The 13,573-nt window shown below is 47.3% G+C and carries 14 protein-coding genes; 5 read left to right on the top strand and 9 right to left on the bottom strand.

Translation table 11 applies throughout. From position 1 onward, the window contains the following. Positions 1–92 precede the first annotated feature (92 nt). Positions 93–2,468, top strand: coding sequence for an Ig-like domain-containing protein (locus MHH93_RS21030; RefSeq protein WP_500055611.1), 2,376 nt, complete (start codon positions 93–95; stop codon positions 2,466–2,468). Between the two features lie 363 nt (positions 2,469–2,831). On the opposite strand, the gene chrA is transcribed toward MHH93_RS21030, so the two are convergent. The 6 genes from chrA to MHH93_RS21000 form a co-directional block, all read right to left on the bottom strand. After that, on the bottom strand, positions 2,832–3,377 hold the full coding sequence (gene chrA, locus MHH93_RS21025; protein ID WP_500055610.1) for a chromate efflux transporter ChrA: 546 nt from the start codon (positions 3,375–3,377) through the stop codon (positions 2,832–2,834). Positions 3,378–3,379: 2 nt separating this feature from the next. Continuing rightward, entirely contained in the window at positions 3,380–3,967 is a 588-nt protein-coding gene (gene chrB / locus MHH93_RS21020; RefSeq protein ID WP_500055609.1) for a chromate efflux transporter ChrB, read from the bottom strand. A 12-nt stretch (positions 3,968–3,979) separates the two neighbouring features. Beyond that, a complete protein-coding gene (gene chrS, locus MHH93_RS21015; RefSeq protein ID WP_062837151.1) occupies positions 3,980–4,474 on the bottom strand; it encodes a chromate efflux transcriptional regulator ChrS in 495 nt (164 codons plus the stop codon). A gap of 268 nt (positions 4,475–4,742) precedes the next feature. Next, complete coding sequence (locus tag MHH93_RS21010) at positions 4,743–5,858, bottom strand: PAS domain-containing sensor histidine kinase (protein WP_500055608.1); 1,116 nt, start codon at positions 5,856–5,858, stop codon at positions 4,743–4,745. Then, positions 5,851–6,501 (bottom strand): response regulator, encoded by a 651-nt coding sequence (locus MHH93_RS21005; RefSeq protein WP_017691068.1) that lies wholly within the window; start codon positions 6,499–6,501, stop codon positions 5,851–5,853. The genes MHH93_RS21010 and MHH93_RS21005 overlap by 8 nt, the downstream gene beginning before the upstream one ends. Before the next feature lie 100 nt (positions 6,502–6,601). Continuing rightward, positions 6,602–7,042, bottom strand: coding sequence for a GAF domain-containing protein (locus MHH93_RS21000; RefSeq protein WP_500055607.1), 441 nt, complete (start codon positions 7,040–7,042; stop codon positions 6,602–6,604). A 378-nt stretch (positions 7,043–7,420) separates the two neighbouring features. On the opposite strand from MHH93_RS21000, the gene MHH93_RS20995 reads away from it, so the two are divergent. Next, positions 7,421–8,197, top strand: coding sequence for a Crp/Fnr family transcriptional regulator (locus tag MHH93_RS20995; RefSeq protein ID WP_500055606.1), 777 nt, complete (start codon positions 7,421–7,423; stop codon positions 8,195–8,197). 138 nt (positions 8,198–8,335) lie between these two features. Here MHH93_RS20995 and MHH93_RS20990 read toward each other — a convergent pair whose 3' ends face one another. The 3 genes from MHH93_RS20990 to MHH93_RS20980 form a co-directional block, all read right to left on the bottom strand. Then, positions 8,336–8,884 (bottom strand): GNAT family N-acetyltransferase, encoded by a 549-nt coding sequence (locus tag MHH93_RS20990; protein ID WP_500055605.1) that lies wholly within the window; start codon positions 8,882–8,884, stop codon positions 8,336–8,338. A gap of 86 nt (positions 8,885–8,970) precedes the next feature. Further along, complete coding sequence (locus MHH93_RS20985) at positions 8,971–9,126, bottom strand: hypothetical protein (RefSeq protein WP_017691064.1); 156 nt, start codon at positions 9,124–9,126, stop codon at positions 8,971–8,973. 153 nt (positions 9,127–9,279) lie between these two features. Continuing rightward, on the bottom strand, positions 9,280–9,573 hold the full coding sequence (locus tag MHH93_RS20980) for a hypothetical protein (protein ID WP_500055604.1): 294 nt from the start codon (positions 9,571–9,573) through the stop codon (positions 9,280–9,282). A 224-nt stretch (positions 9,574–9,797) separates the two neighbouring features. On the opposite strand from MHH93_RS20980, the gene MHH93_RS20975 reads away from it, so the two are divergent. The 3 genes from MHH93_RS20975 to MHH93_RS20965 all read left to right on the top strand — a co-directional run bounded on the left by MHH93_RS20975 (position 9,798) and on the right by MHH93_RS20965 (position 13,518). Further along, positions 9,798–11,312 (top strand): DUF6359 domain-containing protein, encoded by a 1,515-nt coding sequence (locus tag MHH93_RS20975; protein WP_500055646.1) that lies wholly within the window; start codon positions 9,798–9,800, stop codon positions 11,310–11,312. A 215-nt stretch (positions 11,313–11,527) separates the two neighbouring features. Next, the gene (cdaS, locus tag MHH93_RS20970; protein WP_500055603.1) at positions 11,528–12,157 is read left to right on the top strand and encodes a sporulation-specific diadenylate cyclase CdaS; all 630 of its coding nucleotides are present in this window, start codon (positions 11,528–11,530) and stop codon (positions 12,155–12,157) included. Positions 12,158–12,411: 254 nt separating this feature from the next. After that, a complete protein-coding gene (locus MHH93_RS20965; RefSeq protein ID WP_500055602.1) occupies positions 12,412–13,518 on the top strand; it encodes a Leu/Phe/Val dehydrogenase in 1,107 nt (368 codons plus the stop codon). Positions 13,519–13,573: the final 55 nt, after the last annotated feature.

Raw genomic sequence — 13,573 nt, 5'->3', positions numbered from 1 at the left:
AGAATCCCTGAAAGTTTCCTGAAAGTCTAAACATCTGGAAAGGACTTGCCGACATTAAACATAGGGAAAAAAATGATGATAATCGGGGGGAAATGATGTTAAAGCCAAGATTGACCAAGTACATGGTGATGATGCTGGTGTTGATACTGAGTATATCCAACGTAGGCTTGGCCGCTGCGGCAGACAAAGAACTGTCCAAAATTGTGGTTTCCAAGAATGAAATGTCGCTCGAAGTTGGTGATTCCAGTTCTGTTACGGTAACTGGGGTATACTCTGATAATACGTCAACAAACGTAACGATCAGCTCATCCTGGAGTACCAGTGATACTTCGATAGCAACTGTATATAATGGTGCAATTACAGCCAAAAAAGAAGGTACAGCTACGATTACCGCAGCGTACCAGGGACAGAGCCAGACGGTTCAAGTGAAAGTAACGAAGAAGGTCAAAGCCCTCTCTAAGAACGTACAGAGTCTGGACTTGCGTACGGGAGACACGAAAGAAATTATTTTGACAGCAACGTATAGTGATAATGAAACAAATAGCGCGGCAGCAAGTACCGCAGAATGGTCTACCAGTGATGAGAAGGTTGCTACCGTTGTGAATGGTAAAGTAACTGGACAAAGCGCGGGTACAGCTGTGATCACAGCCAAAGTCGGTAGCCAAAGCGTGACAGTGGATGTTAACGTTGAAGTGGTTAAGCGTGTAGATGTAGATAAACAGCAAGTTAACTTGTTGTTGAACAAAAGTGAAAATGTAAAAGTAACAGCTACGTATCCAGATGGTACAACCAAAGACGTAACTGATCTGGCGGAGTGGACATCCAGCAATGAGAAAGTTGCAGATGTTCTCAAAGGCGAAATTACAGGATACTCGGCAGGTTCTGCCAAGATCACAGCCAAATATGGTACGAAATCCGTATCCGTTGACGTGGATGTCGATCTGACTAGCAAACTGAGTGTGGTAAATCAAAGCATTTTCTTCCGTTTGAGCGAGACAACCAAAACGGCTAATATCGTTCTTACGGCTTCGTATCCAAATAGCAGCGACGTGAATGTAACGGATCAAGCGACTTGGACATCGAGCAACGAAAAGGTTGCTACGGTATTCAAGGGACAAGTTACAGCCATTAGCGCAGGTTCAACAACGATTAAGGCAACCTATAGTGGTAAAACTGTAGAAGTTGCTGTAGATGTAGATACGGCAAGATATCTGGATATCAAAGATGTGAATGACAAGCTCGCCATGAGTGTTACGGGTGATAACAAGTCTAAAACATTGGTAGCCAATGCAGAATACATTGATGGAAGCACAGAAGTGGTAACTTCCAAAGCAACGTGGACTTCAAGCAATGCAGATGTTGTCTATGTATCAAACGGCGATCTCATCGCATACAAATCCGGTACAGCTACGATCACTGTAGCTTATGGCGGTAAAACGGTTAAATTTACAGTCAATGTAGACGTTGCGGACAAGTATGAGATGGACAAGAAAAAAGCATCTGTAGCCGTTGGAGGAACGACCAATGCCAAAGTACTGGCGTTGTATGGTGAAACATCCAAAGATGTATCCGAAGATGCAACCTGGAGCAGCAGCAGCGACAAAATCGCTGAGGTAGATAGCAAAGGGGTCATCACAGGTGTTGCGACAGGTAAAGTAACGATTACTGCGAAAATTGAGGGCAAAACGCTGACTCTGCCTGTTGAAGTAGGTATGGCTAGTGGTCTGGAAGCCGATGTGAACTTCGTCGTATTGTCTGCCAAAGAAACACAGACCATCCTTCTAACAGGTACGGATGAGGACGGCAACACACTGGATGTTACATCCGAAGCAACCTGGAAATCCAGCAATGCTCGTGTAGCAGATGTGAAAAAAGGCGTGATCACAGGTAACAGCAGTGGTAAAGCCAACATCACAGCAGAATACGGCTCCAAAAAAGTGACGATCCAGGTTGAAGTGGATGTCATCTCACGTATTGAAGCATCAGAGCCAGTTCTTTCCCTGAAATCAGGCGATACAGCTGATCTGACAGTAACTGCTTTCTTAAGTGACGGTAGCGAGCGCGATGTTACCGATAAAGCAGAATGGAAAACGAATAAGTACACTGTTGCTCAGGTGACTAAAGGTAAAGTGAAGGCAGCAGGTAGCGGAAAAGCCAAAATCACAGCAAAATATGGCAGCAAGTCTGTCACAATTGCGGTCGATGTGGATACACTGAAGTATTTGCAGACGGATAAAGTAACATTAACCATGAAACCTGGTGAAAAGGTAACCGTGGCGGCAACTGCAACGTATGCTGATGGCAGTGAAGCCAATGTATCCAAACCGGCTCTCTGGAAATCTTCCCGTATTGCAACAGCATCGGTGAAAGATGGCGTTATCCAGGCGAATGGTAAAGGTAAAGCAACGATTACGGTGACATTTGCAGGTGTGAAAACCAAAGTAACCGTAGTGGTTGAAGCGAAGTAATTGGTTTTTCCTAATGGGAGTATGAAACGCACAATATAAAAAAACGGTGACCCCGGCTTGATCGCTGAGGTTACCGTTTTTTTTGTTCTATAAACTAGAGCATGCCTTATCGATTTCAGCATGATCCAGTATGTCGTCATATCGCGTACGCTTGAAACAGAGCATGGAGCGTTATTTTAAGAGAAAATAGGACGTTCTCAGTTCTTTGGAAAATGAAAATGAAAATCCATCCTAGTATAGCTTGTCTTCGTTCGTTGGAAGACAGATCCTAATATAAAAAAAGAAACGTCCAGAACCCCTGTATACACCCACTGCAGATGTATAACCAAGAGATTCTATGACGTTCCCTATATGTTCCTATAACTACATCGTATGAGACAGTACCAGTGCACCATAGGCAAAAGCGATCACGATTAGAATGGCTGGATGCAGCTTGGTCTTGGTCATGACCCAGAGCGAGATGCCTGCAATGATCAAAGTCTGCCAGATGCCGATGGAATCGGTGGATAGCTGACCGAATTCCCATGTGAGCAGAATCATGAGTACAGCGATAACAGGCTGCACGAGTAAAGTCATGCCTTTGACTTTCGGTGAAGTGCGGTGTTTGTTCAAGAGACGAAGTAATAAAATTAATGCAGTTGCGGAAGGCACGATTGTAGCAAAACTTGCGATAAATGCCCCAAACCAGCCTGCCACATGATACCCGACGAATGCAGCAATTTTGGTTGCAATCGGGCCGGGAAGGGCGTTACCGATCGCCAGGACATCCCCGAATTGCTCTGTGGTCATCCATTGGTAATGGTTCACAATCTCTTCCTGCATTAACGGAATGGATGCGGGGCCGCCCCCATATCCCAAGATGTTAGCTACGAAAAATCCCCAAAATAATTCCCACCAGGTCTGGAACATCCTTAGGACACCCCCTTATCGGAATTGCCTTTGGACTTGAAGCGCTGAACCAGTTCCAGATGGAAGACACCATATCCCAGGAAAACCGCAATCACAATCCCTGGATGAATATTGAGCAGCTGTAACGATACAAAGGCAATGACGCCGAATAGTGCGGCAAAGCCTTTACCGAGTCCCTTCCAGGCCTTCATGGCAAATTCATAAGCCATCATGCCCAGCATGACAAAAATGACCGGTCGCACTGCGGCTACCATGCCTGCCACTACCTTCGACTCACGCAGGGCGTACATGGAACCGAGCAGCGCAATGATGGCAATGCTTGTCGGCAAAATGTGAGCGAGTACGGACACAATCGCGCCCAGTACACCTTTGGTTTTGTAACCGAGATATGCGGCCATCTTGGTCGCGATGGGACCAGGCAAGGCATTGGCGATAGCCAAAATCTCGCCGAACTCCTCATCACTGACCCATTTGTAACGCGTAACGGCTTCGTAACGGATCAGCGGGATCACTGAAGGTCCACCGCCATATCCGAGAATTCCGGTTCGTACCATTCCAATGACGAGACCGCTGTAATCTTTCCAACCCATGCTGATTTCCTCCTAGAGTCTCATGCCCATCCGGCTTTTATAGCGTTTCAACAATAGCTGTGATTCCACTTTGACGATGCCTGGCATCTTGTAAAGCTTCTCAAGCAAGAATTGCTCCATCTCTTCCATATCTGCAAAAATACCATGCATGTGCAGGGTACTCGGGCCTGTCATATGATAGAGACTCGTAACTGCAGGTTCTTCGTCCAGTTTCTCCGCAACTTCATCCAGGAAGGGCGGTTCGACATCGACATTGAAAAAGGCAGAGACCTGAAGCCCAACCTTGCCAGGGTTGATCACCACGGTGAAGCGTTCGATGATGCCTTTTTCGGATAACGCATTAATGCGCGCCTGAACTGCTACGCGGGACAATCCGATCTGTGTACCCAGATCTGTATACGATATCCGGCTGTTCTTGTGAAGCGCGGCGATGATCTTGCGATCCATCTCGTCGAGATTGTACATTTGTGGAATTTCTCCTCCCTTGGAGGAGCGTTTCTCTGACATGTTGACCATCCTTTTCTCTCGCTATATGAAATGAACAATGAAATTTTACTAAACATACAATGTGTATGTGGCATTCATAGTTTAATGACGAATCGTAACTGGAGTCAATCTATTTATCGTATTTATTGAATTTGACCGATTTTTATCCTTCATTTTGTCATTTCGACCAATCGGAAAGAAAAAGGCCACTCGCATAGTCCAATAGCGAGCAGCCGGTTAATACATAGAGCTGGAGTAGTGCGCAAAATCACGATATGAAGAGATTCGGTTATGCTTGAACTGTCTTGGGCAGTAAAAGGGTAACAGTCGTCCCTTCGCCAGGCTCGGAAGATACTCTTAACATTCCTCCTGCACCACGGGCACGCTCTTCCATGCTGAACAATCCAACACCATTGCCAGCGGTTGCTTCGCTGAACCCGGCACCATGGTCTTCAATGATAACCATCGTCATGTCCTCAGCATCTTCTACAGTAACACGTGCCTCGGCGACATCGGCATACTTCGCGACATTGGTTAAGGCTTCCTGAATAATCCGGTAGATGGCGATCTCCCGGTTCATCTCCAGTCGTTTGCGCAAATTACATTCCAGATCAACTTCAATTCCGTAGTGACGGGTGTAATTCTCGATATACGTACGAATCGCCGGAACAACACCCAGGTCATCCAGAACGGATGGTCTCAGTTCCCATGCCATACCGCGTACATCTTCCATAATACCCGTGACCTGCTTACGTAGTGCTTCAACTCCGGCGTGAGGCTGGTCTGCCAGCAGTCGGTCCATCTGAATCACCAGAGAGAAGAGACTCTGTCCAATCCCGTCATGCAGTTCACGCGAGATCCGGCGTCTTTCCTCTTCCTGAATGTTCATGACCTGGGACATCATCTTCTGCAATTCACCTTCGACGGATTTCAACTTGGTGACCTCACTGCGTACAGCCAGATATTGATATGGCTCGCCGTCATTATCGAGGAAAGGCACGATGGTGGTGTTGACCCAATAATAACTGCCATCTCTGGCGCGGTTGCGAATCTCCCCGTTCCATACCTTGCCTGAGGATATCGTGTCCCACAGGTTTTTCATAAAGGCTTTGCCATGGTATCCGGAATTAATAATTCGATGATCCTTACCAATCAGTTCCTCGCGCTCATACTGCGAGATTTCACAGAATTTATCATTCACATACTGGATTTTACCCTTGCGGTCTGTCAGGGCTACAATGGAGGATTCATCCAAGGCAAATTTCAGGTCACTCAGTTGATGCAGGGAGCCCTTCAACCTGCTGCGAAATTCATTATCCGTAATGTGATTATCGATTTCGTTCAGCAGAAGGCGTACGGGCTGGTCTGCGAGTCCACTTAATCTGTTCTTGCGGGCACTACTCAAAGTTCAGCAACCCCTTTTTCATGGCGAATTTCACCAGTTCCGGTCGTGTACGCAGGCCAAGCTTCTCCATCAGATTACTTTTGTGGGATTCGACCGTTTTGACACTGATAATCAGATGTTCGGCAATTTCCTTGTTGGCGTAGCCTTTGGCAATCCAGGACAAAATCTCTTTCTCTCGCTCGGATAACGTGTCATAGGGTCCGGCGTTTTCCTGTTTGGCTTTGTCGAGGTACTCGCTCATCAGCCGCTTGGTTGCACTGGGGTACAGATAGGCGCTACCCTCTGCTACGGAACGGATTGCGGCAAGCAATTCTTCATGCGGTGCACTTTTGAGAATATACCCGGATGCTCCCGCGTGAATGGCGCGGAACAGATATTCTTCATCATCATGCATGGTCAGTATCAAAATGGAGACATCTGGCATCAATTTCTTCAATTCAGCGGTAGCGGTCAAACCGTCTTTGCCTGGTGGCATGCTGAAATCCATCAAGACCACATCCGGTTTTAACTCTTGAGCTTTGGCAATGGCTTCATCGCCATCTGCGGCATCTCCAACGATATGTATATCATTCTTTCCTTCAAGTAAGGCGATCAGCCCGGACCGCACGACAACATGGTCGTCTACAACTAATAGTTGAATCACATGATTTCCCCCTGTCCGCTTCCTCTGTTCTATCTATATCATAACAAAAAAAGAAGCGGTCAGAGGTGAATTCTCTGAATCGCTTCTCTCATTCTTGCGTTCAAACCTTGGTTCCAAACACCTTCGGTTGAAGATGTAGAGCAACTTGCTCCGTCTGTAGGACCATGTTCGGTGAAAAGGTGCAGGGCAGTCTGCTGCCCACGAGCAGCACGGCACCAGGCACGCTTCCTTCCTGGAACACAGGTACCGCTATGGCACTTACCAGCCGCTCAGCAAGCATTAACGGGCAACGACCGGGTGTATGATCTCCGGTGGATTGTGCATCAGATCGGGCTGTGCGTCCAGTCCGAAGGGCTGTGCCTACCAGATCTTGTCCGGGGCGCATTTCCATACGCTTCACCCGTTCATTACTGGCCCCAGAGGTATACTTCCAGCGCAGCATTGTCCCGTTCAGACAGGCAACTCCACAGAAATCACTGGATGTGTTCAGGCGCAGGCCGTCGATCATCTCCTGAATGCCAGATGGCAGTTCATCATGCATGAGAGGACACTTCCTTTTTTTCGGAATATAACGTACATAACGTTGTAATTATTATCATTAACCTTTGGACAGGATCATCTTAAAGTAAGGGTATTACGATGGTAGTTCTATTGTAGACCCTTTCTCGTACATTGTAATTCAGGGAAAACCCCTATTTCCGTTCTATAATTTACTGAACCTGGGCATTGAAGGTTTTCTGAATCAGGTACATCAAGGGATTGAAATAATGCGATGGATAAGGCATATCGGTGAAATGTGACTTTTCTCACAGCAAATTCAGGGAGTTTCTCGTCAAGGATCAGGTAATCCCCCGATAACCCTGAAGCCACTTTCGCGATATGATGGATACATAAGGAATCACCGAGGGGGACGAAGGTTATGGGTACAGTATTTGTAGAAAGAACAACCCAGAGAACAGAGCAGAAACAAACGGAGGCGGGCAAAATGACACGAGAAACAGGCGGAATCCTTTCGTTCGTTACACCTGAGCAATGGGACCTGATTGAAGCAAGAATGCAACCCAAACGGGTGAAGTCGGGGTATGGTCTCTTTCTCGAAGGCGATGAAGCCGGATATCTGTACTACATTCGTTCGGGACGAGTGAAAATGACCAAGTCGACGGAGGATGGTAAGGAAATTATTTTATCCATTCAACAAAGCGGCGATCTCATCGGTGAATTCGGCGGCATTGGTGGATTGAATCATAGCTACAGTGCAGAGATGGCGGAAAAAGGGGAACTGGCCATTATCTCGCTTGGCGATCTGGAAAGTATACTCAGCAAACATGGCGATCTGGCCTTGAAATTCTTGCAATGGATGGCATTATCGCAACGGATTACCCAGTCGAGATTCCGTGATTTGCTGCTTTATGGCAAGGCGGGTGCGCTCGCTTCGACACTGATCCGTGCCAGTAACTCGTATGGCAAGGTTACACCGGATGGCATCGTGCTGGATATGAAGCTGAACCATACTGAACTTGCCGAGATGATCGGAGCAACACGGGAGAGTGTAACGCGGATGCTGGGGGCATGGAAGGAACAAGGTACACTGGATATGATGGACGGCAAATTGATGATTCGGGATCTGGCAGCCTTGCGCTACATGTGTGGATGTCCGACATTCCCAAGCTGTCCCGTAGAGCTATGCCGATTGTAACTGAGATTGATTCGAGGTTTTACCTCCATTGGCGATTGGGGTCGTTACGGAGAATAATAAAAAGAGCTGACATCCGTATCAATGGTGTCAGCCTTTTTGGTGTAAACGGATATGGTGTAAACGGAAAAAATATATGTATCATTTGCTCTCCCTGGGCCGCGGCACATATTCACTGGCGAGAACCGAATAGAGCAACGAGTCATGAAAGCATCCTTTGTAAAACCAGTGCTCTCGCAACAGCCCCTCACGTTGCATACCAATTTTCTTCATAACATTCTCCGAAGCCGTGTTGTGCGGGCGACACTTGGCGAAAATCCGGTGAATGCCGAGTTCGTTGAAACCGAAGCCTAACAGAGCACTGGCTGCCTCGGCGGCATAACCTTTTCCTTGGTGGGCTGGATTAAGGACGTAACCAATCTCTGCATTGGTTTTCTCCATCACGTGAATACCCACGCCGCCAAGAAGAGTCCCGTCACTTTTCAAACATATCGCCAATTCATAGCCTTCTCGTGGTTGTGTCTGCTGCATGTCCAACACAAACTGCACGTACTCTCGCGTATCTTCTTCCGTATTCGGTCCCCATGCCGTATGCTGAGTAACTTCTGTCATGGATGTGTAGCTATGTATACTTTCCCAGTCTGTCTCCAGAATATCCCTGATGGTGAGTCGTTCGGTCTCCAATTGCATAGCTATCCCTCCTAGTAAAATAAAAATAGCCCAATAACCGATTCATGTAAAGAATGGGTTATTGAGCTATGTAAGTATAAGGAATGCTATTGTGGTTGTTTACATTGAACTGCGGGATAAGTATAAGCCAGCTTACGGATAATTTCCTTTTGCCATCTCGTATCACCCAGATTGGTTGCCAGGTTCAGAAGATCCAAATAATCGTCAAGCTGCAGATCAGCCTTTTGCAGAGTTGTATTCATTCGATGTTCGTTCCCCTTTATCTATAAAATCGTAAAATCATATGCAGTAGAAAGTTACATGGAGACAAGTTCAAGAATGATAATCATTATCACATCTATATATTCATTATGCAATGAACGCTGGCAAAATGCAATCCCAAGACCGTAATGAATTCAACTTTTTTCTAAAAATAGGCTCCTCCACATCACATAGGGTATGTATACACCGAGATATGCAGACGGATACAGGAACCAGCCATTCATCAGGAATTGATGAATTTCGGTGGTGAACGTGGTCATATGAGCATTCGTCGCATACACATCACCAGCGATGACGGTTGCCGCACTATAGAAGCAGAGCAGCGCAAGAATATGGAATAGTCGCGTAACCATTCGGGAACGAAGGGCAACATAAGCCATAATTAGCGGAACAATCAACAAGAGTATCAAAAATATCAACTTCATCATTGTTTTACTCCTTCGGAAAGTGGAATTCTAATGCTAATCAGTATGGGCAAATAGACTCAACTTCTAAACTTTTTCAATAATTTTACAAAAAGATAGAGGAATTCAGCATATGAACAATTAAATTAAAGGAGGATAACCCATTATCAGGTAATTTGGAGGAGGAGAAAGGGAATATGAAGAAGGCGTTATGGCAGCACTGGATCGGGGCATTCCTGGTCTTTATCATGATGGCAACCGCACTGCTGGGGCCGGGTTCGCAAAGTCCGGTACAAGCTGCAGCACCCCTTACGGTATCTCAGGCCATCGCTGCCCAGAGCGGTGGAGGAACAGCGACGGTTGAAGGAATCATTGTTGGACATGCTACCGGGTCACTTACCGCGAAGTTTACATCTCCGTATGCCAATGATTTTAATGTTCTGATTGCCGATTCAGCGTCAGAGCGAACCAACGCCAGATTATTGGATGTGCAGATTCCCGCTTCTTTCCGTTCGCAATATGGACTGGCTTCCAATCCCAATCTTGTAGGCCAAAAGATCATCGTAACCGGAACACTCGGTGCCTACAACAGCTATGCAGGAGTCAAAAACCCAACGTCCATTGCATTTTCCTCCGGAACAACGAACCCTGATCCAGAACCGAACCCAGGTACAACATTACCGGATGGTACCGGCAAAAAAGTATTGTTTGATAATACCCACGCCCAGACAGCAGGTGCTGCCGACTGGATTATTGACGGAGCATTTTCGGATTTTGCCAATGGTTTGCGAAACGCAGGCTTTGTCGTGAATCAGCTGGAACGCAGCATCCCGTATACATTCGGTGAGCAAGCCATCACCTATAATATATTGAAAGATTACGACGTCTTTGTCATTGGCGAAGCCAACGTGCCGTTCAAAGCGACAGAGCAGGCTGCGCTGGTGCAGTATGTGCAGAACGGAGGAAGTGTTTTCTTCATCTCCGACCACTATAATGCAGACCGCAACAAAAACCGCTGGGATTCTTCCGAAGTATTCAACGGCTATCGCCGCGGTGCCTTCCTGAATCCGGCCAAAGGCATGTCTTCGGCTGAAGCCGAATCACCAGCTATGCAGAGTGTGACGAGTTCAGACTGGCTGGCGACGAACTTTGGTGTTCGTTTCCGCTACAATGCCCTTGGAGATGTCAATGCATCGGATATCGTTGCACCTGCACAATCCTTCGGCATTACGTCTGGTGTTAATGCTGTAGCCATGCATGCAGGATCGACCGTTGCGATTATAGACCCTAACAAGGCCAAAGGCTTGGTATATGTACCAAGTGGTGTGTCCAAGTGGGGCAATGCTGTCGATCAGGGCGTATATAACGGTGGTGGACGAGCTGAAGGGGCATATGCCGCCATTGCCAAGGTTGGCGCGGGCAAAGCTGCATTTATCGGGGACTCTTCACCTGTAGAAGACGCTACTCCGAAATATTTGCGCGAAGAGACCGGTGCGACCAAGAAGACCTATGATGGATTCAAGGAAGTGGATGATGCAACGTTCCTTGTGAATACTGTGAAATGGCTCGCGGTCAAAGAGAGTTACACCAGTCTGGCGCAAGTGCCAGGACTGACATTGGATACAGCCACAAGCCTGCTTCCTATCGAAGCTCCGGCTGCATCAACCGAGCCGCAACTTGAGCCATGGGCTGCACCTGCGGCAGGGTACAAATGGTATGATCCGACTACATTTAAGGCAGGTTCATACGGAAAAGCACAATAAATGAAATAGATATCAAATCATCATGCCGAATAGGGCCTGACCCGTGGGAAGTTCGTTCGCGGACAGGCCCTTTTTCGGTTGTTATGCCAGATGCATTCACGACCATGATCAGTTCATACCGCCCTGTCATTGTATATATACATGCTCCTGAGGGGAAGGTATGGGTATTCAGGATGTGTGCGAGGCATTAAACGAATTAAAGGAGGAGGCGACGTATGTTGAAACGGCAAGCAGACTGTGACAGTTCCTCGATGAGACAGAAGCTCAAAGCGGATCTCCATCGTGTAGCGGAACGGATGAATCTGACGTTATCCCGGTTTGACAATGACAGTGCCTGTCTACTGGGGCAATTTGCAGAGATTCGAGCCGAGATCAAGCAGATTGAGGTGCTCGCCTCGTCGTTTTATCTGGATTGTTATCTGTCACCCTTTACCGAGAAGTTTGCCGAATTAACATCGAGCGTACAGCATCTGTCTGACCGGAGATATGGTGCATTGATTGTGATTGAACGGGAGATTCCGTTGGAGTCGATCATTCATTCAGGAGTGGCGGTAGATGCCAGAGTGACACATGCGCTGCTGGAATCCCTGTTCATTCCCGGTGCACCATTGCATGACGGGGCCGTGTTGATTCGTGGCAATCAGATTGTATCTGCTGGTAATGTGCTGCCGTTGTCGCAAGCGGAAGTGCATGAACGAAAAATAGGCACTCGTCATCGGGCTGCGCTGGGACTCAGTGAATTGACGGATGCGGTTGTACTTGTTGTCTCTGAGGAGACGGGACAGGCTTCATTCGCGGTGGATGGAGATCTGCATCCGATAAATGTGGTTGAGACGTTATCTTAGATGTGAGTGATGCTTATGGGTTTTCTCGTGACGATGATGTTATTGCGGCTAAGGGCAGTGAAACTTTCTTCAGTTATGGAAGAGAGGTTTTTGTATTACCAGACCCTGCCATACCAGAAGTATCATTAGTGGCTTCTCTAACATTGCGATGTGATTTTGCACAAACTGGGTATTCATGGGTACAATAGAGGATGGCAGTGAATAGAGAACAATGCGATTGAATCGCAAAAATGGTTGGAGGAGACGGTTAGCACATGAGTTGGTTTGAAGCAATGGAGCATCACGATTATGAGGAACTGGTTCTGTGCCAGGATCGAAATTCAGGGTTAAAAGCAATTATTGCCATACATGACACAACACTCGGCCCTGCGTTAGGAGGCACACGGATGTGGACTTACGCTTCGGAAGAAGCAGCCATTGAAGATGCCCTACGTCTAGCCCGGGGTATGACATATAAGAATGCGGTATCGGGCCTGAATCTGGGCGGCGGCAAAACCGTAATTATCGGAGATCCGCGGCGCGACAAAAACGAAGCGATGTTCCGTGCGTTTGGACGATATATTCAAGGGTTGAACGGACGTTATATCACGGCCGAAGATGTGGGAACAACGGAAGAGGACATGAACCTGATCTATCAGGAAACCGATTATGTGACAGGCATCTCGGCAAGCTATGGTTCATCCGGTAACCCATCACCTGCAACGGCTTGGGGTGTATATCGGGGGATCAAGGCAGCAGCCAAAGAAGCATTCGGTACCGATCTGCTGGAGGGCAAAACGATAGCGGTCCAAGGTGTCGGCAATGTGGCGATGCATCTGTGCAAATATCTGTATGAAGAAGGCGCACATCTGATCGTTACGGATATCCATAAGGACGCGGTGAAACAGGCTGTGGATCGCTTCGGCGCAACAGCTGTTGATCCCGCAGATATCACAAGTGTGGATTGCGATATCTATGCACCATGTGCACTGGGCGGCACGATTAATGACGATACGCTCAAGACGCTCAAGGCAAAAGTTGTAGCGGGATGCGCCAATAATCAGCTGCTGGAGACCCGTCATGGGGATCAGCTGTATGATATGGGCATCGTATATGCGCCTGACTATGTTATCAATGCAGGTGGCGTAATTAACATTGCGGATGAGCTGAATGGTTATAATGCGGATCGGGCGTGGAGCAAGATCGGAGAGATCTATTCCAATCTGGAGAAAATATTCGAAAGCTCACGTACCGAGGGTATCGCTACCTATGTTGCCGCAGATCGTATGGCTGAGCGACGTATTGAACAGATGAAGAATACGCGTAGTACATTCTTACAGAATGGCCATCACGCGTTAAGTTCCCGGAGATTACGCAAGTAAACATCACTGAATCATTTCATATTATCAAATCAATAAACGGTCTGTTAGGTAACGT

Source organism: Priestia sp. FSL H7-0729, from assembly GCF_038005685.1.
Classification (GTDB): domain Bacteria; phylum Bacillota; class Bacilli; order Paenibacillales; family Paenibacillaceae; genus Paenibacillus.
The sequence above is the reverse complement of the archived record's forward strand: the minus strand, read 5'-3'. Positions and strand labels throughout refer to the sequence as shown.

Excerpts from the sequence above, each read along its gene's own strand:
- chrA (WP_500055610.1), bottom strand. The coding sequence starts at position 3,377 with ATGTTCCAGACCTGGTGGGAATTATTTTGGGGATTTTTCGTAGCTAAC.
- MHH93_RS21000 (WP_500055607.1), bottom strand. The coding sequence starts at position 7,042 with ATGCATGATGAACTGCCATCTGGCATTCAGGAGATGATCGACGGCCTG.
- MHH93_RS21030 (WP_500055611.1), top strand. The coding sequence starts at position 93 with ATGATGTTAAAGCCAAGATTGACCAAGTACATGGTGATGATGCTGGTG.
- MHH93_RS20965 (WP_500055602.1), top strand. The coding sequence starts at position 12,412 with ATGAGTTGGTTTGAAGCAATGGAGCATCACGATTATGAGGAACTGGTT.
- MHH93_RS20995 (WP_500055606.1), top strand. The coding sequence starts at position 7,421 with ATGGGTACAGTATTTGTAGAAAGAACAACCCAGAGAACAGAGCAGAAA.
- chrB (WP_500055609.1), bottom strand. The coding sequence starts at position 3,967 with ATGGGTTGGAAAGATTACAGCGGTCTCGTCATTGGAATGGTACGAACC.
- MHH93_RS20975 (WP_500055646.1), top strand. The coding sequence starts at position 9,798 with ATGATGGCAACCGCACTGCTGGGGCCGGGTTCGCAAAGTCCGGTACAA.
- MHH93_RS20980 (WP_500055604.1), bottom strand. The coding sequence starts at position 9,573 with ATGATGAAGTTGATATTTTTGATACTCTTGTTGATTGTTCCGCTAATT.
- chrS (WP_062837151.1), bottom strand. The coding sequence starts at position 4,474 with ATGTCAGAGAAACGCTCCTCCAAGGGAGGAGAAATTCCACAAATGTAC.
- MHH93_RS20985 (WP_017691064.1), bottom strand. The coding sequence starts at position 9,126 with ATGAATACAACTCTGCAAAAGGCTGATCTGCAGCTTGACGATTATTTG.
- cdaS (WP_500055603.1), top strand. The coding sequence starts at position 11,528 with ATGTTGAAACGGCAAGCAGACTGTGACAGTTCCTCGATGAGACAGAAG.
- MHH93_RS20990 (WP_500055605.1), bottom strand. The coding sequence starts at position 8,884 with ATGCAATTGGAGACCGAACGACTCACCATCAGGGATATTCTGGAGACA.